The sequence below is a fragment of the Streptomyces sp. NPDC001617 genome (genome assembly GCF_053596855.1).
The window spans coordinates 64,476-87,678 of sequence record NZ_JBSFHA010000043.1; the positions used below are offsets into that span (position 1 = coordinate 64,476).

Genomic DNA, 23,203 nt, shown 5'->3' on the forward strand with positions numbered 1-23,203 from the left:
CCTGCTCGCAGGATTACGGTCAACATCCGCCCGCTGTACTGGAGTTCGACCGCGAAGGCGGCGCCGTGCGCGACGTGGGGCGCGAACCGTTCGAGGGCCCGCAGCAGTGGACGGCGGCTCCCTCGGGCACGTCCAGCTCCTTTTCACGTTGCTGTCAGCAAGCCCCCTCTTTCCTATCGGAGCCCACTGATCACCCGCCCGTCCCGCAAGGTGCCCTTCAGCTCGGCCCGTGCCCCCTGCTCGGCCCGCGCCGCCAGCAGATTCCCACCCGCAGTCGCCTGGACCCCACCACTCGCCGCCACCGTCGACGTCCCGTGACTCCCGGCGGCCAGCAGATACCAGTTCCCCGCCGCCGACTTCCACAGCACCCCGGCCAGCACCGCAGGATCCTTCGCGCCGCACTCCGGTCCGTTCTCGGACTTCGCCGCCACCGCCCCGTACGTCCCGCCCGGCGTCCGGAACTGCGCCAGCACCCGCGTCCCGCCGCCCCGCCAGGTCTCCGCCCGTGTGCACACCCAGTCCGCCGCCCCGCTCGCGTCCGGCAGGGGCTGCGTGGCATACGTCCACGCGTTGACATCGCGCACGCCCGCCGACCGCACCGAGGCCAGCGAGCAGGCGTACGGCGCCCAGGCGGGCACCCCCGCCGCCGAGGCGTTCCGGGTGGCGCCGGGACGGCCGACGGTGAGCTGGGCCGGGACCAGTTCGCCGAGGTCGGTCATCAGCCGGGTCCCCGTACCGTCGGTCAGCTGCAGCACGTTCCATGAGGTGCAGTTGCCCGTCCGCTGGGCGGGGCTGGCGAACGGTGCCGTGATCCCCTTGTCGAGACCGAGATCCTCCCCCGCTGTCCCCAAGGCGTGGGAGGTGCGCCCAGCCCCGGAGTTCGGCTTGAGCAGATCCCGCTCGGCGGCCTTGGTGATCCAGGGCGCCGTCAGATAGCGGACGTTGCCGTCGGCCCGCCCCAGTACCACCGCACTCGCCTCGGCCCGGTCCGCGCCGTCGACCCGCGCGAAGTCGAGCCCCGCGCCCTTGGTGCCGTCCTTGGGCTCCGCGTACCGGACGATGCGCAGACCGTCGTAGAGGATGACGACCCGCGCATTGTCTACGATCCCGGCGTACAGCAGCTGCGGCGGGCCGGACGGGCCGCCGGACGGTGTGCCCGGTGTCGCCGAGACCTGGACGCTCTCGCCGGGGCGCGCCCAGACGGCGAGGGCGCGGCGCAACAGGGCCTTGTCGCCGGTGAGTTCACCACGCGCGGGCCAGACGGAGAAGTCGGTGCGCGCGGAGGACTCCCAGGCCGTGGGGTCCACCGTCGTCAGCCTGGCGGGGTCGAGGGCGGCCTCGGCCGCGGGGTTCTGCGCGTACGCGGGCGCGGCGGCGCCGTCGGGGCCCCAGCCGCCCCCGGGCAGCGTGACCAGCGCCCCGCACACCGCGAGCGCCGCGGCCGCGGCCAGCGCGGCCTTGGTGTGCTGTCTGCGCCGCATCAGATCGGTGGGCCTGGCCTGCAGCGAGCACGGGTCGAACTCGGGGGAGTCGAGGAGCGGGTGCTGCGACGCCGGTACGTCGTCGGCCTCGCGGAGTGCTGCTTCGATGTCGTCCACGTCGTCGCAGCCGGCGGCCGTGAGGATCCCGCGGATGTCGCCGTCGGGGAGTTTCTCCAGGCTGCGCAGGACATAGGCGGCGCGGGCGGGACAGGTCAGGGCCGACAGGCGCTGGTCCAGGGCGAGCTCGTCGGCGCCCCCGGAGCGGGGGAAGAGCCGCAGGCCCCACACCTGGGGGAGCAGCGGCGGGAGTTGGGAGCGCTTCGGGAACGCCGTGCGCTTCAGCGGGAGGCCCGCCTCCAGGGCCCTACGCACAACCTGGAGGCGGACGAAGGCGTACCCGAGGTCGACGTCCCGGCCGGTCGACTGGGCCGGGATCACCGGTGCCGACGCCCGGCCCTTGGGGAGGGCGCGCTGGGTGAGGGCGTGTGCGGTCACCACACGGCGGTTGCGGCCGAGGCTCGGCGGCAGCACCAGGTAGGCGAGCCGGACCAGCCGGGGGTAGTGCTCGACGAGCGCGGCCTCGGCCTGCTCGACGTCCACGACCTGGTCGGCGGGGGAGGGTGCGGGGCGCGGGGCGACATCCTGTGACTGCACGTTCAGCAGAACGAGCGAATCGTCCGATGGTCACCCCCACCCGGGCGAGTCGATCCGCCGGTCAGCCCTCGGGCTCGACCAGCGCCCGCGCGTAGTGCGCCATCGACCGCTGGTAGCGCGGCAGATGGGGGGCCAGGGCGCCCAGTACGAGGGAGAGGCCCTCGCGGTCCCGGCCGAGGCTGGACAGACACAGCGCCAGACATGCCCGTACCGCGTCGTCCAACTCGTCCGAAGGCGCGTCCAGTTCGGGCGTCAGCAGCTTGACGCCCTCCTCGGCCCGACCGGTGTTCCTGAGCGAACTGGACAACTGGATCTTCGCCCGCCGGCCCTTGTACGGGCTGGCCTCGCTCAGCCCGCGCGCCAGCGCCTCCCGGTACAGCGGAACCGCCTGGTCGGAGTGGCCCGTGGAGTCCCACGCGGAGGCCTGCTCGAACGGTCCGAGTGGACTGCCCTCCGGCAACTCGGCGACGAGCGCGTCGATCACGGCACGGAAATCGGCTGCCCGCTCTTCCGGATAGTCGTCGAGCGTGGCCCAGGCGGCGGTCACGCGATCTTCCCAGTTCAGATTCACCGGCATACCTTCGCACACCTGTACCTACGCCCACACTGGAATTGAGCGCCCCGCGCCCCACAGCCGTATGAAAGGAAACGGGCCTTTGCGGCCCGGGCCAGAAACAGCGACCCGGAGGAACACATGAGGTTGACCCGACCGATGCTCGCCGTGGCCGGCGCCGCGGCCGTCCTGGGGCTGGCGGGCTGTGGATCCGGAGACAGTGACGCCGCCGCCAAGATCCCCGTGACCGCCACCGGCACGCTGGAGAGTCTGGCGGCCAAGGCGAAGTGCAAGCCGGACATGCAGATCGACTCCGACGAGGTACGTCAGGCCATCTGCAAGACCTCCGACGGCAAGTACGTCTTCGTCACCTTCGCCACCGACCGGGGTCAGCGCGAGTGGATCAACGACGCGAAGGACTACGGCGGTTTCTACCTCGTCGGCCGCAAGTGGGTCGCCGTCGGCGACGACAAGGTGGTCAAGAAGCTGCAGACCACGCTGGGCGGCGAGGAGGAGATCGGCACCAACCACAGCGCGCACACCGGTCACAGCGGCTGAGCCTCGTAGCGCGGACCGCAAAAGAAAGCGGGCGGTGGGAGAATCCCACCGCCCGCTTTCCTATGGCTGCTGGATCACTGGCACTTCTTGCCCTGGTTGATGCAGTTGGCGATGGTGGTCGCCAGGTTGTTCTTGAAGACCGCGATGAAGTCGTCGTGGTCCGTGGCCGGCTTGTGGAGCTGCTCCGGGAAGCCGTCCACCGCGTAGGCGTTCTTCACCTGGCCGTTCGCGAGGACCGGCGGGGTGATCTTGTACACCAGGCGCATCGTCAGCTGCGGGATCGCCTTGAAGCCGTTGGTGCAGTTGCCGTTGGCGTCGGCGAAGGCGACGTGCGTGCGGTGGTTGGCGCTGTCGATGTTCTTGCCGTCCCAGCAGGACTGGAAGGCGAACGTGCGCACCACGTTGCTGCCCTGCGGGCAGATCGGGTACTGCGTCGTCAGCTGGACCTTGTTCTCGAAGCCGGTGCAGCTCCAGTGCGCGTTGGCGTTCGCCAGACCGTTGGTCGTGGTCTTGGCGTCACCGGTGATGATGCGCAGGAACTGCGGCATGGCCGTGACCTTGCTGGTGGGCGAGCCGACGTACTTGATCTGCGCCTGGACCGGCGTCAGGATCTTGCCGACGTTGCCCTCGGTGCCACCGCCGGCGGCGTTCTGGTCGAAGTCCTGCGTGCCGTCCTGGATACGGACCACGGGCCAGTAGTAGGCCGAGAGGTCGCTCTGGTTCTGGCAGCTGGTCTGGTCCGCGATCAGCGTGTTGTTGGTCGCGAACGCGTCGACCTTCTGGTTGCCGACGTAGTCGTGCAGGTGGTGCGCACCGTTGGTCACGCCGGGCGCCACGATCACGTTGTCGGTGTTGTGGTTCTTGTTGGCGTTCACACCGCACCTGGTGGTGAAGGTGCCCGTCGAACCGTTGCCGTTGGCGCGCGGCTTGGCCGCCACGTTCGGCTGGACCTTCGTGATGTCCACGAAGTCGGCCGCGACCGGGCCGTTGCCGGCCTGACCGCCGACGTTGGCCGGAGCGCTCGCGCTGGCGCTGGGCGCGGCCGAGGCCTGCCCGTTGCCCTGCTGCTGGCCACCGTTGTTCTGCTGGCCGCCGTTGTTGTTCTGGCCGTTCTGACCGTTCTGGCCGTTCTGGTTGTTGCCACCACCGGCCGTGGTCTGGTTGGCGGTCTGCGTCGTGCAGGCGGCGAGGGCCTGCAGCGAGGCCGCGTCGACCTGGCCGCCCACCCGCTGGATGTCGATGCGGATCCGGTCGATGGTCGCGGACCGCTTCTCCTTCAGGGGGCCGACGATCGCGTTCTGCACGAAGTTCGCGTCGCCCGCCTGCGCCTGACGGGTGGAGGCGAGCCGGGCGTAGGCCTCGGTGATCTGCTTGTCGAGGTTGGCCAGCTCCGTCGCCACGCCCTGCTGGGCCTTGGCGGGCACGTTCGTCAGCTTCTGGCCGACGTCCGGGCAGGCGATCGTGGCCACCGACGCGGCGGCGGCCTTGGTCTGGTTCTGCCCCGAGTTGTTCGACTCGTGCGCCGAGGCGTAGAAGTTCGCCCAGATCAGCCCGCCCCCACCAAGCGCTAGGGCCGCCGATGCGGCTATGGCCTTGGTGGCCAGCGGCGTACGGCGTTTTCGATTGTTGCGTCCCATGGAACTCCTCTGACTTCCTTGCGGGCTTGGCGGGGCATCGAGGCGCCCGACAGGAGTGAAGCGGCGCCCATTGATACGGGTGCGGTCCCAGGGGTGTTCAGCCGCCCCACAAACAAATCAGAGGTTTACTCGTCCGTTAACACCCAACCGCCGCCTGAGCAGCGGAAGTTACGGAAAATCAGCAATCGCTTACCGATCCTGGTCCAGATAGGCGAGGACCGCCAGAACGCGACGATTGTCGTCGTCCGACACCTCAAGCCCCAGTTTGGCGAAGATGTTGGAGGTGTGCTTGGCGATGGCCCGTTCTGTCACCACCAGCTGCCCCGCGATCGCCGCGTTGGACCGCCCCTGAGCCATCAGCTCCAGAACCTCCAGCTCACGCGGCGTCAACCGCCCGAGCGGCCGGTCCTCCCCGCTCCGCCGCGCCAGCAACTGCTGGATCACCTGCGGATCCATGGCCGTACCACCCGCCGCGACCCTCCGTACGGCGTCCACGAACTGCTCCGCGTCGAACACCCGGTCCTTCAGCAGATATCCCACCCCGCCGCTCCCGTCGGCGAGCAACTCCCGCGCGTACAGCTGCTCCACGTGCTGCGAGAGGACCAGCACCGGCAGCCCGGGCCGCTCCTCCCGCGCCCTGAGCGCACACTGCAGCCCCTCGTCGGTGTGCGTGGGAGGGAGGCGTACGTCGACCACGGCGACGTCCGGCTCCAGCTCGGCCAGCGCACGGGCGAGCTCGGGGCCGGACTCGACGGCCGCGGCGATCTCGAAGCCGTAGGCCTCGAGCAGCCGGACCAGTCCGTCGCGCAGCAGGAAGAGGTCTTCGGCTAGGACAACACGCAAGGGATCTCCATGGTGACCATGGTGGGACCGCCCGAGGGAGAGCTGACGGCCAGGACGCCGTCGAATGTACCGAGCCGTCGCTCCACCCCGGCCAGCCCCGAACCGGCCCCGACCACCGCACCGCCCTTGCCGTCGTCGGTGACGGTGACCCGCAGCCGCCCCTCGCCGTGGTGCAGGTCGATCCAGATCCGTTCGGCGTCCGCATGTTTGACGGCGTTGGTGAGCACCTCACTGACGGCGAAGTAGGCGGCCGACTCGACCGGCGCGTCCGCCCGCCCCGCCAACTCCACGGTCACTTCGGTGGGTAGCGGCAGCCGGAGCGCCAACGCCCGTACGGCATCGCCCAGTCCGCGCTCGGCCAGCACCGGCGGATGAATCCCGCGCACCAGCTCACGCAGCTCGCCGAGCGCGTCCACGGAGGACTGCCGGGCCTGTGCGAGCAGCTGCTTGGCCTTCGCCGGGTCCTTGTCCATGAGCATCTCGATGGTGCCGAGATCCATCCCCATCGCCACCAGTCGCGCCTGCGCCCCGTCGTGCAGGTCCCGCTCGATACGCCGCAGTTCGGCGGCCGAGGTGTCCACGGCGTCCCGCCGGGTCTCGGTGAGCACCCGGACCCGTTCGGCCAACTCGCCCTGGCCCGCGCCGAGTACCGCCTTGGTGAGCTGGAAGTGGGCGGACAACAGGAACGGGGTGTACCGGTAGGCGAAGACGAGGAGCACACCGGCCAGCGCACCGGCACCGAGCGCGGAGGCCTGATCGGTGACGTGCACGAAGCCGTACCAGTAACCCCCGTACGCGGAGAACGGCCGCCACAGCCCCACGGCAACGGCCAGCCCCTCCAACGGATAGAAGACCAGCACCGCGGGCAGCAGCGCGGTGACGAACCCCGCGGTCATGTCCACCTGCAGCCACCGCAGATCCCGCCAGGTGGCCGGATCACGGAGCATGGCGTAGGTCCGCGCCCAGGGATTGACGTTCTCCGGAACGGGCCGATACGCCGAAGGAATCCGCACCCCACACCACTCCGCGGCGACCACCCGCCGCCAGTCGGCAAAGGCCCGCACCCCGTTGAGTACCCAGGGCGTGGTGTACGCCCCGATGCCGACAGGTATGAGCGCCATCGACACAAGGGCCGACGTGAACCCGAGCACCGCCCCGGGAAGGCTCACCAGAGCCACCACGAACCCCCGCCCCGCCGCGAGAGCGACGCCCCGAACCCTTGAAGAGATGTCCATGGCGCCAAGTCTGTCCGAGCGAAAACGGGGGGTCACTGGGCCAAGCCCCCCGGTGAGGGGGTGGTGCCACATACACCCCGGGGGTGCGGCGCCCCCCGTCAGGGACGCGGGGCTGTGTCACTATGCGGCTCCGCCGCCGTCACTATGCGGCTCCGCCGCGTGGGCGCGACCAGCCCCCACGGCCCCGCACTCGACTCACAACCCCAGAACCTTCGCCTCCACCACCGGGTCCAGCCCCACCGGTGGCCGCCCCTCCTTCAGCGGCACCACACCGCCGACGTCCTGCAACCACTCCCACGTATCCGCGACGGTCTCCTCCACGGGCCGGCACACCAGCCCCGTCGCCAACGCCCGCGAAACATCCCCGGAGTGCAGGGAGTCGTGCATGTCCGTCCCCGGCGGCGTCCACACCGGCAACTGCGTCCACGGCTCGATCCCGGCGTCGAGAATCAACTTCGGCTCGGTCCACCGCAGTTCGGCCGAAGCCCCGGTGACCTCCACACACGCTTCCAGCAACGCCCCCATCGTCGCGTGCCCCGACGCACTGACCAGGTTGTACGGTCCGCTCAACCCCCGCTCGGCCGCCCCGAGAATCCACTCGGCCATGTCCCGCACATCGACGTACTGCAGCGGCAGCTCCCGCGGCCCGGGCGTCAGCACAGCCCCACCCCGAGCGATCCGCCCGAGCCACCACGGCAACCGCCCGACGTTCTCGTACGGTCCGAGGATCAGGCCGGCCCGCACGAGAACGGAGTCGTCCGCACCGAAGGCGTCCACCGCCGCGATCTCGGCGCCCCGCTTGTCGCGGGCGTAGTCGGTCTTGTCGGCGTCGGGCTCGGCACCGTCGACCAACGGCGCCCCCTCGTCGTGCCCGGCCGGCGAGGGCCACGCGTACACCGAGCGGCTGGACACGTACACATACCGCCCGGCGCGACCGCGCAGCAGCCGCGCCGACTCGTGCACGGCCCGGGGCGCCGCCGACCAGGTGTCGACGACGACGTCCCACTCGCCGTCGGCGCCGGCCAGCGCGGCGAGCCCGTCGGGCGCGAGGCGGTCGCCCCGCAGTGCCCGTACGCCCGCCGGAGGCGACTGCCGTCCTCGGTTGAAGACGGTCACCTCCCAGCCCCGCCCGAGGGCCGCCTCGACGACGGCGCGTCCCGCGAACTCCGTACCACCCAGCACCAGAAGTCTCATGCAGGTGACTCTGCCCGGTTCGCCCGCGGGACGGAACGTCAATCTGCCGTCGGCAGAAGAGCGGCAGCCCGGCCGGTCAACGGCCCGTCGGCGGCGTGTACTTGTAGCCGACCCGCCGCACCGTCTGGATCACGTTCCGGTGCTCGGCGCCCAGCTTGCGGCGCAGGCGGGCGATGTGGACGTCGACGGTGCGGCCGTCGCCCACGTGGCCGTACCCCCACACCGTGGTGACCAGCTGGTCGCGGGTGTGCACCCGGTTCGGGTGCGCGACGAGGTGGGCGAGCAGCTCGAACTCCAGGTAGGTGAGGTCGAGTTCACGCCCGTCCACGTCGGCGGTGCGCTGCACGGAGTCGATGCGGACGAGCGGGTCGCCGCCCTGGCCGGCGCCGACGCGCACATCGGCGTGGTCGGGCACCGCCACGGGCAGGAACGGCGGCTGCTGGTCGGCCGGGACGAGCACCAGGTAGCCGATCATCGGCGGCCGGCCCGGCAGGGTGGGCAGGGTGTGCTGCGGAGCCGGCAGCCAGGTGGCGCCGGGCGGCAGGAAGTCCGCCACGTCGACGACCTCGTCCCGGTCGACGGCGCGCAGTCGGTGGCGTGCGGTCGGGTTCTGGGACGGGGCGGCGGTCAGGGTGGCGGTGGAGAGAGAACGAGTGGTCGCCATGAGAGGTCAGCTCTTTCGCGCGAGGAGTTCGTCTGGGAGGACGGCGGCCACGATTCGTGGTCGGGCGCACCGAGGGACGTACGTCGTTCGCGCTGGCCGAAGGCCGGGGTGTACGGCTTTAGAGGGCCGGCGCGTTCATCGCGCGACAACACACCCGGTCGAAGTCATGGTGCTGACGGGAAGGCCAGAACGGCTCAAGGTCGTGGCGACCCGTCGCGGTGTAGTTCTGGTAGTCGGCCATGCGCCCATTGAAGCAGACCATGCCCCTCACGAGGAGCCTTCTCTCACTGCTCGGACACTTCCCTGGCCTGACATTGGCGTTGCGTACCTCACCCCACCAGGCGTTTGTGCCAGGTCAAGGGCGTGCCCCCGATCGCCGTGTCCGGATCGCCGTCCCACATCGCGGACAGCCCGGCGACACCCGGGCACAACGCGGAAGGGGCGCCCACCGCGAACGGTGGACGCCCCCTGCGAGAAGCCGAAACTCAGACCTGGCCGGCCTTGTCCAGCGCCGAGCAGCACGTGTCGACCAGCAGACGCGTCACCACGTACGGGTCGACGTTGGCGTTCGGGCGACGGTCCTCGATGTAGCCCTTGCCGTCGACCTCGACCTGCCACGGGATACGGACCGAGGCACCGCGGTTGGAGACGCCGTAGGAGTACTCGTTCCACGGGGCGGTCTCGTGCAGGCCCGTCAGGCGGTCGTCGATGCCGGCGCCGTAGTTCTTGACGTGGTCCAGCGGCTTGGAGCCCTCACCGAGCGACTCGGCGGCGGTGATGATCGCGTCGTAGCCCTCGCGCATCGCCTTGGTGGAGAAGTTGGTGTGCGCACCGGCGCCGTTCCAGTCGCCCTTGACCGGCTTGGGGTCGAGGGTGGCGGAGATGCCGAAGTCCTCGGCGGTGCGGTAGAGCAGCCAGCGGGCCACCCACAGGTGGTCGGAGACCTCCAGCGGGGAGACCGGGCCGACCTGGAACTCCCACTGGCCGGGCATGACCTCGGCGTTGATGCCGGAGATGGCGAGGCCCGCCGCGAGGCAGTTGTCCAGGTGCGCCTCGACGACCTCACGGCCGAAGATCTCGTCCGCGCCGACACCGCAGTAGTAGCCGCCCTGCGGGGCCGGGAAGCCGCCCTTGGGGAAGCCGAGCGGGTAGCCGTCCTGGAAGAAGGTGTACTCCTGCTCGATGCCGAAGATCGGCTCCTGCGCGGCGAACTTCTCGGCGACCTCGGTCAGCGCGGCACGGGTGTTGGACTCGTGCGGCGTGAAGTCGATGTTCAGGACCTCGCACAGGACGAGGATGTCGTCGCCGCCGCGGATCGGGTCCGGGCAGGTGAAGACCGGCTTGAGGACACGGTCGGAGGAGTGGCCCTCGGCCTGGTTCGTGGAGGAGCCGTCGAAGCCCCAGATCGGCAGCGCGTCCAGACCGACGGGCTCGCCCGCGATGATCTTCGTCTTGGAACGGAGCTTGGCCGTCGGCTGGGTGCCGTCGATCCAGATGTACTCAGCCTTGAAGGTCACGAGCCACTTCCTTCGGGGTGTGTCTGATCGCACTTGCGGGTGCTGCGGCGCTGCGGCACTGGGGCGCCGCGGTGGATGTCCGCGAGCCTGTCAACAGGCGATTTCCCGTCGATTGCTCGAATGTGAACCCCGTGTTACCTGGCGTTGGTGTGGCGCGATTCACGCTGTGAGGGCGGGCCGGCGGCGGTATGAGGGACGGCGAGTCGACAGGAACACGGCTGCGGGCGGTCGTTCGCGGGCGCGGACCCGACGGGCCCGCGACGGCTCGTATGCGATGGGAATGAGCGGGCCGTGCGCCGGGGCCGGTCGCTCAGCCCTCCTCGGCCGCCGCCTCCCGCACCCCCTCCAGGAACCCCCTGATCGCGGCCAGCTCCCGCTCGTCGTACCCCCGCAGCAGCTCCACCGCCCGCCCGATCAGCGGCCCGAAGAAGGCCCACCCGAGCTCGACCGCCGCCTCCTCCACCTCGATCACGACCTTGCGCCGGTCTCCCTCGGCCCGCACCCGCCGCGCATGCCCGGCCCGCTCCAGCCGGTCCACCAGCGCGGTCGTCCCGGCGGAGTTCAGCCCGAGCCCGGCGCCGAGCCGCCCGGCCGTCATCTCCTCGCCCGCGCGCGAGGCGTCCAGCAGGGCGATCAGGGCGCGTACGTCCGTGGGATGCATGCCGTTGTGGTTCGCGAACCGGGCGCTGTGCAGGGCGAGTTCGACGGTCACCGCGCGCAGTAGATGGACGACCTCCAGCTCGGCTCCCTGGTTGTGCACGACTGCCTCCGACTATTATCTCGTTCACCAAGTATCTCGCTGAGCGAGATAATAAGGGAGGTTCCGGTGAACGCTCGCGGCTCCTACGACAGGGACGGCTTCCTCGCCGCCTACGACAAGGTCATGGCCAAGTGGCCCGCCGAGCGCGAGGCGCTGACCGTGCCGACACCGTTCGGGACGGCATACGTCAACGCCTGCGGGCCCCGCTGCGGACCCGCGGTCGTCCTGCTCCCCGGCGGCGGGGGAGCCACCTCCGCCACCTGGTACGCCCAGGCCGCCGAGCTCGCCCGCACCCACCGCGTCCTCGCCGTCGACCTCGTCGGCTGCGCGGGCCGCACCACCGGGACCGCCGACCGTCACCCCCGTACGGTCGCCGATCTGATGGCCTGGCTGGACGCGGTGCTGGACGCCCTCGGCGTGCCGGAGACGGACCTGGGCGGGCACTCGTACGGCGCCTGGATGTCCCTGCACTACGCCCTGCACGCCCCCGCGCGCGTACGCCGCCTCTTCCTCCTGGACCCCGCCATGTGCTTCGCCGGGTTCCGCCCGGCGTACCTGCTGCACGCCCTGCCGCTGATGCTGCGGCCGACCTCCGGACGGGTCCGGGCCTTCCTGGAGTGGGAGACCGGGGGAGGGGTGACCCTCGACCCCGACTGGCTGCGCCTCCAGGAGGCGGCCGCCGGCTTCCCCTCCGTATCGAAGCCGCTGACCGGTCCTCGCCCTGCGCCGGAGGCGCTGCGCGGCCTGGACACGCCGGTCCTGCTGCTCCTGGCCGAGAGCAGCAGGACCCATGACACGTACAAGGTGGCGGAGAGGGCGGATGCGTTGCTGCCGCGCGTCGAGACGGTCGTACTGCCGGATGTCTCGCATCACGCGCTGCCGCAGTCCGCACCCGCCGAACTCGGCCGCCGCCTCACGGAGTTCCTACGACGTTAGGCCTCACCCCACCTTCTGGATCAGTGCGCGCCGGATCAGGAACTTGCCGGGTTCGCGGACCTGTTCGAAGGCCGCGTTGTTGAGCAGGACGCAACTGCCGGAGACCGAAGTGACCTTCACCGTCGTGGACTTGTTGTTGTCCAGGTTGGTGACCTTGAGTGTCGTACCGGCCGGGAACTGGTTGCTGGACGCGGCAGGTACGCCGCCCTCACCGGAGAGGGTGACGGTGGAGCCGTTGCACACCTGCGGGCCCGAGGCGGCGGTAGCGCCGGCGTTTCCGCCCGCGTTTCCCGCGGGTGCCGAGGCGGCCTGCGAGGGCTGCGCGGACTGCTGGCCGTTCTGCGCGGGCTGCGCGGCCTGGGAGTCCTGAGCCGACTCCCCAACCGTGCAACCCGACGCCTTCTGCTGGACCTTGATCTGCGCGACGACCGCCTCGCGGTTGGCGATCCGGGCCGCGGACTGGGCGTCCGGGTTCGCCTTCTGCCCGGCGATGAACTTCTGGTTGTTGCCGAGGGCGGTGGCGAGCCCCTGGCAGACGTTCGAGTCGGCGGCGGACAAGGTCCTGGCCCCCGGACTCTGCGCGGCGTTCGAGGTGCTCGCCATGACGAAGGCACCGCCTCCCGCCACCGCCGCCGCGCTCACCAGCAGCGCGAGCTTCTTCTTCGTACCGAGAGTTCTCCTGCGCGACATGCGCGCCTCCTGAGAGGTAGGGGAGCGTACGCCGCTATGTACGAGATACCGAACGAGGTTACTCAGCGGTTACAGGAGTCACTGAAGTAACGTGGGTCACAGGGGAGTTAACGGGAGAGAGCGTCCCGGACGGCTTCTTCCGTGCGTCCGACGACCGCCGTGCCGTCCTCCGCCGTGATGATCGGGCGCTGGATCAGCTTGGGGTGCTCGGAGAGCGCCTTGATCCAGCGGTCCCGCGAAGTCTCGTCCCGGGCCCACTCCTTCAGCCCGAGTTCCTGCGCCGCGGCCTCCTGGGTGCGGGTGATGTCCCACGGTTCGAGACCGAGACGGCCGAGTACGTCCCTGATCTCGTCCTCGGTCGGTACGTCCTCCAGGTAGCGGCGGACGGTGTAGTCGGCGCCCTCGGCGTCGAGCAGGCCGATGGCGCTGCGGCACTTGGAACAGGCCGGGTTGATCCAGATCTCCATGGGGCCCACGGTACCCCTGGGAGCGGCTGAAAGCCCTTGTGGCCAGGGCCTTTTGTCAGTGGTGGGCGGTACACTAGAAGAAGTGTTCGAGGGTGTTGGGGGGTGCCGAAGCCCCCGTCCTTTCCCGCACCCTCACCGCGACAGGAGGATGCCTGTGCCCGCTGCCGCACTGAAGCCGAAGCCGTTGCCGACCCAGTCCACCGCGACCCACCCCGTCCTGCTCGACCTGCCGTACGCCCCGCTGGAGAAGCGTCCGCTGCCGCCGGGGCGCCCGCGCGAGTGGTACGTCTCGCACAACCGGCGCCTCAAGGCGATGCGGTTGGCCATCGCGCTGCTCGACTCGGGCGTGTACGTACCGAACCAGGCCCGCAACGAGACGATCCGAAGCACGGCGGAGACGATCGGAGTCCACCCGCCGTCGGACACGACGTGCCACATGGTGCGGGCGCTGATGCGCTACACACGGTGAGCCGGTGGTGCCGGGTGCCCCTGTTCGGGGTGCCCGGCGCTTTCGGTGCCGTCGTCCTGGGCGCTGCAAACCCCGCTTCGGCCTGAACGGCCTCGTCCTCAAACGCCGGACGGGCTGGATATTGCTGGCCGGTCACAGCACTAGCTCGCCAACTCCCGCTCCACCGGCGTCCGGAACCGTGGCGTCACCCTCGTCGACCCCATCCACCCCCGCAGCCGCTCGGCCTCCGCCTCGATCGCGGACCTGCCCTCCCGCCCCACGCCCTTCTCGTCGAGCAGCCGCCACGCGATCTCGCCGTCGGCCCGCTGAGCCCAACCCCCCACCACCCGCCCGTCCCACCACACCGTCGGGCCCACGTTCCCGCTCCCGTCGAACAGCGACGGCCGTAGGTCCGGCGCCAGATACCAGTCCCGGCCCTGCCAACCCATGGCCGTCGGATCCAGCCCCGGCAGCAGTGCCGCCCATGGCTCCACGGACGCGGCCACCGGATCGGCGTCGCCCTCTACGACGTAGCCCGTGCCCTCGTCCAGCGAGACCGACTGTGCCCCGATCGCGGTCAGCGCCCGCCGGACGTCGGTCACCTTCCAGCCCGTCCACCACTTCAGGTCCGCCTCCGTGGCCGGCCCGCACGCCGTCAGCCAGCGGCGCAGCAACTCCGCCTGGGAATCGGCGAGTTCGAGCTCCGGATGGGCGGGTGCGAGAGCCCAGCGGAACTGAGTGGAGGTCCAGGAGCCGAGCGGGCGGCCGCGGACCACCTTGCCCTCCACGCCGAGCACCCGCAGCAGCTGCGTCGAGACGGTGTGCACGCCCTCGTAGCTCTTCCCGGCCGCGTACACGAACTGCTCTCTCAACCGCGGCTCGTCCTCGGCGAGTTCGGCCGCCGTGGCCTCACCGCGGCGGGCCAGCACGGCCAGCGTCGACTCCTCGACCTCCTTCAGCCAGGCCGCGTCCGGTGCCCCGGCCTTCGCCATGTTCTTGACCAGCGAGGCACGCTCCCGGGCGGCCACGGCGAGGCCGGTCGACGCGTGGACGACCGCCGTGAGGTGGGTGGGGAAGACGAACACCGTGTGCCGCATGCCGTGCATCCGGACCAGGGAACGGTCCTCGTACAGCGCCCGGTCCGTCTCGGTGACCGTCCCGGCCGGGTCCGCGAGGCGCGCGCCCAGCGCCAGGTACACCGTCGCCGGGTCCGTGCCGTGCAGTGCCACGAGCGCGTCGGCGATCTCCTCCGGCGTCGCACCCCGCGCCGTCCCCGCGAGCCGGTGCCGCAGCGCCAGCCGTGCCCGCCGCTCCGCCACCCTCACGTGCCGGTCCCTGCCGCTCATCCGTCCTCCACCCCGTCGACCCTGACTGCATCATCGCGGACGCCACTGACAACGGGCCTCCGCCACCCGATTGCCGTACCCGGCATGCGCACCGCCCCGCACCCGCCTTCACTGCGATCAAGAGGTGAAAGCAGCGGCCACGGGACGACGGGAGGCGCGATGGGCAGGCGCAGCATGTGGCAGTGGGCCGCCGACTCCGCGCACCACCCCGGCATGCCGTCGCAGCGTGCTCGCTCCGCGAACCGGCCCGCACACCTCCGGTCCGCCCCATGACCTCCCCCGCCGGCCGTGCCGAGAACGGCAAGGCCGCCCGCAAGCGCGTCCTCCGTTCCGCCCACGCCTCCTGGATCCCGGCCGTCGACCGCCCCGACCCCGTCGCCGTACTGGAGCGGCAGGGACGCGACCGGCTGTCCGAGCTACTGCCCATCCGCTACGGGAGGATGGCCGCCTCGCCGTTCGCCTTTCTGCGTGGGGCCGCCGCCGTGATGGCCGCCGACCTCGCCGCCCGGCCGCACACCGGGCTCACCGTGCAGCTGTGCGGCGACGCCCATCTGCTGAACTTCGGGCTGTACGCCTCCCCGGAGCGGGCCCTGCTCTTCGATCTCAACGACTTCGACGAGACGCATCCGGGGCCCTTCGAGTGGGACGTGAAGAGGCTCGCGGCCTCCGTCGTCGTGGCCGGGCGGGAGAACGGGCACGCCGAGTCCAAGGTCCGCGGCGCCGCGCTGGCCGCGGTGGGCGCGTACCGGACCACCATGCGAGGGCTGGCCCGGCGCGGTGAGCTGGAGGTCTGGTACGAGTGCATCGACGCCGACAGCCTGCTGCCGCTGGTCCGTTCCGCCCGCCGGCGCCGGCAGGCCGCGTCCAGTCTGACCAGGGCCCGGCGCCGCACCAGCCTGCAGGCCCTCGGCAAGCTGACCGAGGTCGTCGACGGACGGCGGCGGATCGTCCACGACCCACCGCTGCTCGAACCCGCGGGCGTCTCCGACATGGCCGCCCTGCGCAAGATCTTCAGCGACTACCGCTCCACCCTCTCCGAGGAGCGCCGGCTGCTCCTGGACCGCTACCGCTTCGTGGACGCCGCCCGCAAGGTCGTGGGGGTGGGGAGCGTGGGCATGCGGTGCTTCGTGGTGCTGCTCGCCGGGCGGGACGGCGACGACCCGCTGTTCCTGCAGATCAAGGAGGCCCGGAAGTCCGTACTGGAGGAGCATCTCCCGCAGGGGCCGTACGTCCATCCGGGGCATCGGGTGGTGGCGGGACAGCGGCTGATGCAGGCGGCCAGTGACATCTTCCTGGGGTGGATGAGCGGGCCCCAGGGACGTGCCTTCTACTGGCGGCAGCTGCGGGACATGAAGGGCTCGGCGGACATCGCCGGCATGAGCCCCTCCGACCTGCTCGCCTACGCCCGCCTCTGCGGCACCGCCCTGGCCCGCGCCCACGCCCGCTCCGGCGACCGCATCGCCATCGCCGCCTATCTCGGCGGCGCCGACACCTTCGACCGCGCCGTCACCGACTTCGCCCTCGCCTACGGCGACCAGACCGTCCACGACCACGCCACCCTGGGCGCGGCGATCGCCGCCGGGGTGGTCGGGGCGGCGCCCGACGTGTGACACCGGATCCGCACCGACGCCGTCCGGCCCACACCGGCCTCCTCCGGCCTACGCCGACCCCGTCGTTCGACCGTGCCGTCACACCGGGCGGGGCGGCGTGATGGGCGCGGACGACTTCGGACCGCCCACCGACGAGCCGGCCGAGGCGATCCGGAGCCGCATCGACACCGGCGCCCGGGGCGAGCCACTGCCGGTCCCGGCCGGCAACCGGCTGGGCCGGTTGATCACCTGTCTGATCGGCTGCAGCCCCGTCGACGGCCACAACGGCGCAGTCGTGCTGCTCATGGACGATGCTCAGGCGGCGCTCACCGACGTGGCCGGCCGCAGCCTGGACCGTGATCGCCGACTGACGGAGGTGGCGCGAGAGGTGGGAACGCCGCCCAGGGCTGACGACGGACCGGCGACCGTAGCCGCGTCCGCTCAGCTCGCCGCCTCCGCCTTCCGGGCCGCCTGCTCCTTCGGTGCCGCCTGTGCCGCCGCGATCGCCTCGCGGAGGTGTTCCTCCTCGGCGTTGCTCAGTGAGGTCTGCACCAACTGGCCGCCGAACGGGGTGAGTTGGGGGGATCACCTTGTCCTCGGCCGCGTGCTTGTTTCCCGTCCTCGCGCCGCTCGACCACCACCGTTATGTCGGCATTGATGCGGTTCGCGCATACCGCTCGACTCCGGGTCGGGGAAAAAGGAGATGCACGCGGAGTGATCGCGTCCGTACTCTGGACACACGTTGCGGAGCCGCCCACCACCGCTTTCCGCAGAACCGGCATCACCCTGCGGACTCGGGGCTACTCTCTACGCACCGACGGACGGACGCCCTCCCCCAGCGCCCCGTCGGGGGGACCAACCATCATCGCTCGTACACACACCCACGCTCACGGAGGCCCGTCATGGGCACCATCTTGATCGCCGGGACCGTCGTCCTGGTCTTCCTGGGATTCGGAAACCACGTCTGGTGGCTGGCCGCGGCCGGCGTGCTCTTCCTCTACCTGCAGTACGGCCGCGACTCGTCGTCGGCATCGTCGTCGTCGGCGGGGGGCAGCTCGTCGGGTTCCACGCCGGCCACGTACCAGGCCTACCGCAAGCGCCGTGACCAGCAGGCCAAGTGGGAGCGCCGCTACCAGCGCGAGCGCCCCCTCGAGTCCCGGCGCCAGCAGCGCGAGAAGAGCCAGTAGGGCCTACAGGCCGGGCGCACCCCACACCGGGAACCACCGGCTCAGATCCTGCTCCATCTTCAGGTCACCGGCGAGTGCAGCCTTGACCTGCAGTTCCAGCGCGTTGTCGCGCCGCTGTCCACCGCCGGGCAGCGGCGCGAACGGGTAGAACGTGCCGCGCTTGTAGAGGTACACCAGCGCGAGCCGCCTGCCGCCCTCGCCCTCGAAGGAGGCCAGGGAGCACAGGAGCTGCGGCCCGAAGCCGTTGACCTCCATCGAACTGTTCACCGCGTGCAGATCATTGACCAGCTCCGACAGCTGGTCGGGGGAGCGCTCGGAGAGCAGCCAGGAGTAGCCGAACTCATCCTGGCGCAGCTCCACCGGCGGCCCGTCCCGGTCGGCGTCCGCGTCCAGCAGGGCCTGGACCTCCCGGTGCGTCTGCTCGAAGGCCGCGCCCTCGACCGTGGCGAAGCACACCGCACCGCTGCCGGTCGGTGTGAAACCGGCCGCGGCCTCGAGGGTCACGGCCGCCGACGGCAGCGCGAAAAGCTGGTCGAGATCGGGCAGAACCGGCTTCGTACGGCCGAGCAGAATGTCCAGGAGCCCCATGCATCATCCCTTTCCGGATCACTTCTCGGGGGTGGCTGCCTCACCCAACTCGGCGGAGATCCGCCCCAGTTGGTCCAGTCGCTGCTCCAGGCTCGGGTGCGTGGAGAAGAACCGCTCGATGCCGGGCTCCTTGCCGGTCGCCGGCGTGAAGTAGAAGGCGTTGAAGGCCTGTGCGGTACGCAGGTCCTTGGTCGGGATCCGGGCGATGTCGCCGGAGACCTTGGTCAGCGCGGACGCCAGCACCGAGGGCCGCCCGGTGAGCAGCGCAGCCGCCCGGTCCGCGGCCAGCTCCCGGTACCGGGACAGCGCCCTGATCAGCAGGAAGCTGATCGCGTACACGGCCGCCGACACGCCCATCACGACGGCGAAGACCGCGGCGGTGTTCTGATCCCTGCGCCCGCCGCCGAACAGCTGCGAGTAGAAGGCGAACCGCACGATCAGTCCGGCGATCACACCCAGGAAGGACGCGATCGTGATCACGGCGACGTCCTTGTGCGCCACGTGCGACAGCTCGTGCGCGAGCACGCCCTCCAGCTCGGCGGGCTCCAGCCGGCGCAGCAGGCCGGTCGTCACACACACCACCGCGTGATCGGGATTGCGCCCGGTCGCGAACGCGTTCGGCATGTCCATCTCGGACACGGCGACCACCGGCTTCGGCATGTCGGCGATCGCGCACAGCCGGTCGACGACCGCGTGCAGCTCGGGATACTCCTCGCGCTCCACGACCCGCCCACGCATGGCGAACATCGCGATCCGGTCGGAGAACCAGAACTGCGCGACGAACATCGCGGCCATCAGCACGACGACCAGCAGCCACGACTTCAGCAGCACGATCAACGCGACGACGAAGGCCACGTACAGCAATCCGAGCAGGAACATGGTGACCGTCATGCGCACGGTCAACCGCCGATCGCTCCGGAAGCGGCTCTGCATCTTCCATCACCCCGCAGTCAGGCACTCGTCCCACTGCCAGTGTGCACCCGGCGAAGGCCATGAAGTGGTTCCGATCGGCCCTAGGAGCTGCAAAAGGTCCCGGTCGAACGCACCGACTACGCCGACCCCCGCCGCTCCAGCAGCCGAAGCGCCGCCCGCCGCACATGTGCCGGATGCTCGTCACCGGCCCGCTCCAGCAGCCAGTCACCGGGCAACAGCCGCGCACTCGGCAACAGCGTCCGCAGGGTCTCGCGTACGACGCCGGGCGCGGGGTCGTCGAGCAGCGCCCGCATCCGCCGTACGTCCGTCACGTCCAGCACCCTGAGCCCGGCCACCGCACGGGCCCGCACCGCACCGGAGGGATGCCCCAGCAGGTCCCACAACGTCCCGGCATCGGTCCGCTCCCCGCACTCGGCGAGCCCGATCACGGCCGCCGGAACCGGATCGGCGGCCGAGCACCAACCGCGGTACAGCGGCAACGGATCAGTCCCGTACTGCCGTACGACATACCGCGCGCACGCCCGCACCAGCGCGGACCGGTCGGTGAGAAAGGGCGTGGCCCGCTCGGGCCGCCCGGCCGGCCGCAGCGCCGTCACTCCGGCCGCCCGGACCCGTGGCCGGCGGGCGCTGAGCAGCGGTTGGAGCACGTCGTCGGGGGTGTCGGCGGTCACGGTGGCCAGGACGGTGTCGGCGCACACGCCCTGGACGACCGGATCGAGGTCATGGGCCGCCCTGCGGGCCAGCTCGACGGGGAAGAGGAGCCGCTGCTCCACCGCCAGGCGGTGGGCGAACCGGCGGATCTCCCGTTCGGGGCTCGCGAGCAGCTCGATCAGGCGCGCGCGGGGCGTTCGGCGCAGGACGTCGGCGAGCAGCTCGGTGGCGAAGCCACCCCGGTCCCGGCGGCCGACCAGCAGGATCACCGGCGCGAGGGCCTCGGCCGTGTCCGGCGTCAGGGTGTCCCGCAGTACCTGGCGGGCGCGCTCACGCACCGGATCCGCCCAGTCCGTGCAGCGGACGACGACCAGCGGCAGCAACGCGGGCTGTGCGGCGGCCCGCAACAGCGCGGCCTCCCGGACCCTGCCGTTCGGATGGCAGAGGGCGACCGCGAGCCGGGACTCGGTGATCGGCGCGGGGCTCCGCAGACGCGTCCGCAACGAGCGCCGTGCGCCCTCGACCTCGTCCAGCGACGGCAGTGACAGAGTGGCCGCCCGCCAGGAGCGCACCGCCAGATCCAGCTCGAGCCAGGCGTGCGGACCGGCCTTGCCGAGCACCTCCGCGGGTGGGGCGCCCGCCAGCAGCCGCTCGGCCACCAGCGCCCCGCGCCTGATGTCGTCTCGCACAGCGCTCCCTAGAACGGCGCCTGGAACCGCGCGTACCCCAGCACCAGGATCACCGCGGCCACACACCCCAGCACGATCGCCGTCGACGCCCATGACGACCGGCGCGGACCGACCTGCTCGGGGTCGGCGCGGAAGGGCTGCGGCTCGGGCGGGTTCTCCTTCCAGCGGGCGGCCAGCATCCGGGCCCGGGCCGAGGGCTCCTTGTGCTCGGCCCGGTCGGCCCACCTGATGTCGAACTCCCGCTCGTCATCGTCCTGTTCGGGCATCCCCGTGTCCCCCCGGTTGGCAGTGTCGTCCTTGTCGAACAGCAGTGCCAGAAACCATACGACGGCGCCCCCGCCCGGAGAAACCGGAACGGGGGCGTCGTAGGACAGACCGTGAGCTACGGGTCGATCACACGTCGAAGTAGAGCTCGAACTCGTGCGGGTGCGGACGCAGCTGCAGCGGGGCGATCTCGTTCGCGCGCTTGAAGTCGATCCAGGTCTCGATCAGGTCGGACGTGAAGACGTCACCGGCGAGCAGGAACTCGTGGTCGCGCTCGAGGGAGTCGAGGACGGCCGGGAGCGAGGTCGGGACCTGCGCCACGTTCGCGTGCTCCTCGGGAGCCAGCTCGTAGAGGTCCTTGTCGATCGGCTCGGCCGGCTCGATCTTGTTCTTGATGCCGTCGAGGCCCGCGAGGAGCAGGGCCGAGAAGGCGAGGTACGGGTTGCCGGAGGAGTCGGGCGCGCGGAACTCGACGCGCTTGGCCTTCGGGTTGGAGCCCGTGATCGGGATACGCATGGCCGCGGAGCGGTTGCGCTGCGAGTACACCAGGTTGATCGGCGCCTCGAAGCCGGGGACCAGGCGGTGGTACGAGTTCACCGTCGGGTTGGTGAAGGCGAGCAGCGACGGGGCGTGCTTGAGGATGCCGCCGATGTAGTAGCGGGCGGTGTCCGACAGGCCCGCGTAGCCGGCCTCGTCGTAGAAGAGCGGGGAGCCGCCGGCCCACAGGGACTGGTGGACGTGCATACCCGAGCCGTTGTCACCGAAGATCGGCTTCGGCATGAAGGTCGCGGTCTTGCCGTTGCGCCAGGCCACGTTCTTCACGATGTACTTGAAGAGCTGGAGGTCGTCGGCGGCGGCGAGCAGCGTGTTGAACTTGTAGTTGATCTCGGCCTGGCCGGCGGTGCCCACCTCGTGGTGCTGGCGCTCGACCTGGAGGCCGGCCTTGCCCAGCTCCAGGGAGATCTCGGCACGCAGGTCGGCGAAGTGGTCGACCGGCGGGACCGGGAAGTAGCCGCCCTTGTAGCGGACCTTGTAACCACGGTTGTCCTCGAGGGCACCGGTGTTCCAGGCGCCGGCCTCGGAGTCGATGTGGTAGAAGCTCTCGTTCGCCGAGGTGGCGAAGCGGACCGAGTCGAAGACGTAGAACTCGGCCTCGGGACCGAAGTACGCGGTGTCCGCGATACCGGTCGACGCGAGGTAGGCCTCCGCCTTCTTGGCCACGTTGCGCGGGTCACGGGAGTACTGCTCGCCCGTGATCGGGTCGTGGATGAAGAAGTTGATGTTCAGCGTCTTGTCACGGCGGAAGGCGTCGACCCGGGCGGTCGACAGGTCTGCGCGCAGCGCCATGTCGGACTCGTGGATGGCCTGGAAACCACGGATCGACGAACCGTCGAACGCGAGCTCCTCGTCCGGGTCGAACGACTCGACGGGCACCGTGAAGTGCTGCATGACGCCCGGCAGGTCGCAGAAGCGGACGTCGACGAACTTGACGTCCTCGTCCGCGATGAACTTCTTGGCCTCGTCGGCGTTCTGGAACATCCAGCTCCTCCTACTCCCGACCGTCCTGCCGGGGTGGTAGTTCGTTCGTGCGGCCAGTGCGGTGGCACACGCTGACCTCGACACTAGGGACGCGTGATTTCTCGGGCGTGACCCATTTGTTTCGCACAAGTTAACCGGACCCCGCCCGGTTGACCCCACCTGTCCGTATCCCGGAACACGGGCAGTACGGTGGACGCGTGGACAAGAGGGAAGCAGTTGGATCCTGGCTCTCCGGCCCCCGCGCGGCCGCCGAGGAAGCCGGTGTGGACTTCGGATACCGCGGTGAGCAGCTGGGTCTGCCGGAGGAAGGACCGGGCTCGATCGCCCGCCCCGGCCGCAGGCTCGCCGCCCTGGCCGTCGACTGGGGCCTGTGCCTCTTGATCGCATACGGTCTCATCACGCACGGCTACCACCCCCAGACGACCGGGAACTGGGCCCTGCTGGTCTTCTTCGTACTCGGCGTCCTGACGGTCGGCACCATCGGCTTCACCCCGGGCAAGCGCCTCCTCGGCCTCCGCGTGGTCGCCCTCGACACGGGCCGCCCGAACCCGCTGCGGGCCCTCATCCGCACGGCCCTCCTGTGCATCGCCATCCCGGCCCTGGTCTGGGACCGCGACGGCAGGGGCCTTCACGACCGGCTGGCCCGCACGGTCGAGATACGGATCTGACGCACTCCCTGTCCTGCCTTCCTCATACGAATGGGCCGGCGCCGGAACCCGTCAGCCGACCTCGAGGAGTCCCGCGAGCTGCGCACCAAGCTGGAGCAGCGGCTGCGGGCCA

At 70.7% G+C, this 23,203-nt stretch carries 24 protein-coding genes; 7 read left to right on the plus strand and 17 right to left on the minus strand.

Features of this window, described 5'->3' with window-relative positions; genetic code table 11:
• Positions 1 to 173: 173 nt before the first annotated feature.
• The gene (locus ACWC09_RS29055) at positions 174 to 2,135 is read right to left on the minus strand and encodes a hypothetical protein (RefSeq protein WP_450853871.1); all 1,962 of its coding nucleotides are present in this window, start codon (positions 2,133 to 2,135) and stop codon (positions 174 to 176) included.
• 61 nt (positions 2,136 to 2,196) lie between these two features.
• On the minus strand, positions 2,197 to 2,712 hold the full coding sequence (locus tag ACWC09_RS29060) for a tetratricopeptide repeat protein (protein ID WP_450853872.1): 516 nt from the start codon (positions 2,710 to 2,712) through the stop codon (positions 2,197 to 2,199).
• Positions 2,713 to 2,829: 117 nt separating this feature from the next.
• On the opposite strand from ACWC09_RS29060, the gene ACWC09_RS29065 reads away from it, so the two are divergent.
• Positions 2,830 to 3,246, plus strand: a complete 417-nt coding sequence (locus ACWC09_RS29065; protein ID WP_450853873.1) for a hypothetical protein — start codon at positions 2,830 to 2,832, stop codon at positions 3,244 to 3,246.
• 74 nt (positions 3,247 to 3,320) lie between these two features.
• Here ACWC09_RS29065 and ACWC09_RS29070 read toward each other — a convergent pair whose 3' ends face one another.
• The 7 genes from ACWC09_RS29070 to ACWC09_RS29100 all read right to left on the minus strand — a co-directional run bounded on the left by ACWC09_RS29070 (position 3,321) and on the right by ACWC09_RS29100 (position 11,096).
• Positions 3,321 to 4,883, minus strand: a complete 1,563-nt coding sequence (locus ACWC09_RS29070) for a DUF1996 domain-containing protein (protein WP_450853874.1) — start codon at positions 4,881 to 4,883, stop codon at positions 3,321 to 3,323.
• Between the two features lie 189 nt (positions 4,884 to 5,072).
• Positions 5,073 to 5,726 carry a LuxR C-terminal-related transcriptional regulator gene (locus ACWC09_RS29075; protein ID WP_450853875.1) on the minus strand — a complete coding sequence of 218 codons (654 nt, stop codon included), beginning with the start codon at positions 5,724 to 5,726 and terminating at the stop codon, positions 5,073 to 5,075.
• On the minus strand, positions 5,711 to 6,961 hold the full coding sequence (locus ACWC09_RS29080) for a sensor histidine kinase (RefSeq protein WP_450853876.1): 1,251 nt from the start codon (positions 6,959 to 6,961) through the stop codon (positions 5,711 to 5,713). The genes ACWC09_RS29075 and ACWC09_RS29080 overlap by 16 nt, the downstream gene beginning before the upstream one ends.
• A 195-nt stretch (positions 6,962 to 7,156) precedes the next feature.
• On the minus strand, positions 7,157 to 8,155 hold the full coding sequence (locus ACWC09_RS29085) for an NAD-dependent epimerase/dehydratase family protein (protein WP_450853877.1): 999 nt from the start codon (positions 8,153 to 8,155) through the stop codon (positions 7,157 to 7,159).
• Between the two features lie 76 nt (positions 8,156 to 8,231).
• A complete protein-coding gene (locus ACWC09_RS29090) occupies positions 8,232 to 8,819 on the minus strand; it encodes a winged helix-turn-helix domain-containing protein (RefSeq protein ID WP_450853878.1) in 588 nt (195 codons plus the stop codon).
• Positions 8,820 to 9,304: 485 nt separating this feature from the next.
• Entirely contained in the window at positions 9,305 to 10,336 is a 1,032-nt protein-coding gene (gene glnII / locus ACWC09_RS29095) for a glutamine synthetase (protein WP_450853879.1), read from the minus strand.
• 310 nt (positions 10,337 to 10,646) lie between these two features.
• Complete coding sequence (locus tag ACWC09_RS29100) at positions 10,647 to 11,096, minus strand: MarR family winged helix-turn-helix transcriptional regulator (RefSeq protein ID WP_450853880.1); 450 nt, start codon at positions 11,094 to 11,096, stop codon at positions 10,647 to 10,649.
• A gap of 66 nt (positions 11,097 to 11,162) precedes the next feature.
• Between ACWC09_RS29100 and ACWC09_RS29105 the strand changes: the two genes are divergently transcribed.
• The gene (locus ACWC09_RS29105; protein WP_450853881.1) at positions 11,163 to 12,032 is read left to right on the plus strand and encodes an alpha/beta fold hydrolase; all 870 of its coding nucleotides are present in this window, start codon (positions 11,163 to 11,165) and stop codon (positions 12,030 to 12,032) included.
• Positions 12,033 to 12,035: 3 nt separating this feature from the next.
• On the opposite strand, the gene ACWC09_RS29110 is transcribed toward ACWC09_RS29105, so the two are convergent.
• Entirely contained in the window at positions 12,036 to 12,722 is a 687-nt protein-coding gene (locus ACWC09_RS29110; protein WP_450853882.1) for a hypothetical protein, read from the minus strand.
• Between the two features lie 107 nt (positions 12,723 to 12,829).
• The gene (locus ACWC09_RS29115) at positions 12,830 to 13,189 is read right to left on the minus strand and encodes an arsenate reductase family protein (protein ID WP_450853883.1); all 360 of its coding nucleotides are present in this window, start codon (positions 13,187 to 13,189) and stop codon (positions 12,830 to 12,832) included.
• Between the two features lie 154 nt (positions 13,190 to 13,343).
• Here ACWC09_RS29115 and ACWC09_RS29120 point away from each other — a divergent pair, with 154 nt between their 5' ends.
• Complete coding sequence (locus ACWC09_RS29120) at positions 13,344 to 13,658, plus strand: hypothetical protein (RefSeq protein WP_450853884.1); 315 nt, start codon at positions 13,344 to 13,346, stop codon at positions 13,656 to 13,658.
• A gap of 140 nt (positions 13,659 to 13,798) precedes the next feature.
• Here ACWC09_RS29120 and ACWC09_RS29125 read toward each other — a convergent pair whose 3' ends face one another.
• Positions 13,799 to 14,983, minus strand: coding sequence for a winged helix DNA-binding domain-containing protein (locus tag ACWC09_RS29125; RefSeq protein WP_450853885.1), 1,185 nt, complete (start codon positions 14,981 to 14,983; stop codon positions 13,799 to 13,801).
• A gap of 269 nt (positions 14,984 to 15,252) precedes the next feature.
• On the opposite strand from ACWC09_RS29125, the gene ACWC09_RS29130 reads away from it, so the two are divergent.
• From ACWC09_RS29130 to ACWC09_RS29140, 3 genes are all read left to right on the plus strand, one after another.
• On the plus strand, positions 15,253 to 16,593 hold the full coding sequence (locus ACWC09_RS29130) for a DUF2252 domain-containing protein (RefSeq protein ID WP_450853886.1): 1,341 nt from the start codon (positions 15,253 to 15,255) through the stop codon (positions 16,591 to 16,593).
• A gap of 100 nt (positions 16,594 to 16,693) precedes the next feature.
• Complete coding sequence (locus ACWC09_RS29135; RefSeq protein WP_450853887.1) at positions 16,694 to 17,230, plus strand: hypothetical protein; 537 nt, start codon at positions 16,694 to 16,696, stop codon at positions 17,228 to 17,230.
• 244 nt (positions 17,231 to 17,474) lie between these two features.
• On the plus strand, positions 17,475 to 17,759 hold the full coding sequence (locus tag ACWC09_RS29140; RefSeq protein WP_450853888.1) for a hypothetical protein: 285 nt from the start codon (positions 17,475 to 17,477) through the stop codon (positions 17,757 to 17,759).
• 3 nt (positions 17,760 to 17,762) lie between these two features.
• Here ACWC09_RS29140 and pspAB read toward each other — a convergent pair whose 3' ends face one another.
• The 5 genes from pspAB to glnA form a co-directional block, all read right to left on the minus strand.
• Positions 17,763 to 18,347 (minus strand): PspA-associated protein PspAB, encoded by a 585-nt coding sequence (gene pspAB, locus ACWC09_RS29145; RefSeq protein ID WP_450853889.1) that lies wholly within the window; start codon positions 18,345 to 18,347, stop codon positions 17,763 to 17,765.
• Between the two features lie 18 nt (positions 18,348 to 18,365).
• A complete protein-coding gene (gene htpX, locus ACWC09_RS29150) occupies positions 18,366 to 19,280 on the minus strand; it encodes a zinc metalloprotease HtpX (protein ID WP_450853890.1) in 915 nt (304 codons plus the stop codon).
• A 116-nt stretch (positions 19,281 to 19,396) separates the two neighbouring features.
• Entirely contained in the window at positions 19,397 to 20,620 is a 1,224-nt protein-coding gene (locus ACWC09_RS29155) for a hypothetical protein (RefSeq protein ID WP_450853891.1), read from the minus strand.
• An 8-nt stretch (positions 20,621 to 20,628) separates the two neighbouring features.
• Positions 20,629 to 20,886, minus strand: a complete 258-nt coding sequence (locus ACWC09_RS29160; RefSeq protein WP_450853892.1) for an SCO2583/SCO2584 N-terminal domain-containing protein — start codon at positions 20,884 to 20,886, stop codon at positions 20,629 to 20,631.
• A 127-nt stretch (positions 20,887 to 21,013) separates the two neighbouring features.
• On the minus strand, positions 21,014 to 22,423 hold the full coding sequence (gene glnA / locus ACWC09_RS29165) for a type I glutamate--ammonia ligase (RefSeq protein ID WP_450853893.1): 1,410 nt from the start codon (positions 22,421 to 22,423) through the stop codon (positions 21,014 to 21,016).
• 197 nt (positions 22,424 to 22,620) lie between these two features.
• Between glnA and ACWC09_RS29170 the strand changes: the two genes are divergently transcribed.
• Positions 22,621 to 23,091 carry an RDD family protein gene (locus ACWC09_RS29170; protein ID WP_450853894.1) on the plus strand — a complete coding sequence of 157 codons (471 nt, stop codon included), beginning with the start codon at positions 22,621 to 22,623 and terminating at the stop codon, positions 23,089 to 23,091.
• The last annotated feature ends 112 nt before the right edge of the window (positions 23,092 to 23,203 follow it).

Excerpts from the sequence above, each read along its gene's own strand:
- ACWC09_RS29085 (WP_450853877.1), bottom strand. The coding sequence starts at position 8,155 with ATGAGACTTCTGGTGCTGGGTGGTACGGAGTTCGCGGGACGCGCCGTC.
- ACWC09_RS29110 (WP_450853882.1), bottom strand. The coding sequence starts at position 12,722 with ATGTCGCGCAGGAGAACTCTCGGTACGAAGAAGAAGCTCGCGCTGCTG.
- ACWC09_RS29065 (WP_450853873.1), top strand. The coding sequence starts at position 2,830 with ATGAGGTTGACCCGACCGATGCTCGCCGTGGCCGGCGCCGCGGCCGTC.
- htpX (WP_450853890.1), bottom strand. The coding sequence starts at position 19,280 with ATGCAGAGCCGCTTCCGGAGCGATCGGCGGTTGACCGTGCGCATGACG.
- ACWC09_RS29080 (WP_450853876.1), bottom strand. The coding sequence starts at position 6,961 with ATGGACATCTCTTCAAGGGTTCGGGGCGTCGCTCTCGCGGCGGGGCGG.
- ACWC09_RS29160 (WP_450853892.1), bottom strand. The coding sequence starts at position 20,886 with ATGCCCGAACAGGACGATGACGAGCGGGAGTTCGACATCAGGTGGGCC.
- ACWC09_RS29115 (WP_450853883.1), bottom strand. The coding sequence starts at position 13,189 with ATGGAGATCTGGATCAACCCGGCCTGTTCCAAGTGCCGCAGCGCCATC.
- ACWC09_RS29125 (WP_450853885.1), bottom strand. The coding sequence starts at position 14,983 with ATGAGCGGCAGGGACCGGCACGTGAGGGTGGCGGAGCGGCGGGCACGG.
- ACWC09_RS29070 (WP_450853874.1), bottom strand. The coding sequence starts at position 4,883 with ATGGGACGCAACAATCGAAAACGCCGTACGCCGCTGGCCACCAAGGCC.
- ACWC09_RS29090 (WP_450853878.1), bottom strand. The coding sequence starts at position 8,819 with ATGGCGACCACTCGTTCTCTCTCCACCGCCACCCTGACCGCCGCCCCG.
- ACWC09_RS29060 (WP_450853872.1), bottom strand. The coding sequence starts at position 2,712 with ATGCCGGTGAATCTGAACTGGGAAGATCGCGTGACCGCCGCCTGGGCC.
- pspAB (WP_450853889.1), bottom strand. The coding sequence starts at position 18,347 with ATGGGGCTCCTGGACATTCTGCTCGGCCGTACGAAGCCGGTTCTGCCC.
- ACWC09_RS29135 (WP_450853887.1), top strand. The coding sequence starts at position 16,694 with ATGGGCGCGGACGACTTCGGACCGCCCACCGACGAGCCGGCCGAGGCG.
- glnA (WP_450853893.1), bottom strand. The coding sequence starts at position 22,423 with ATGTTCCAGAACGCCGACGAGGCCAAGAAGTTCATCGCGGACGAGGAC.
- ACWC09_RS29130 (WP_450853886.1), top strand. The coding sequence starts at position 15,253 with ATGACCTCCCCCGCCGGCCGTGCCGAGAACGGCAAGGCCGCCCGCAAG.
- ACWC09_RS29140 (WP_450853888.1), top strand. The coding sequence starts at position 17,475 with ATGGGCACCATCTTGATCGCCGGGACCGTCGTCCTGGTCTTCCTGGGA.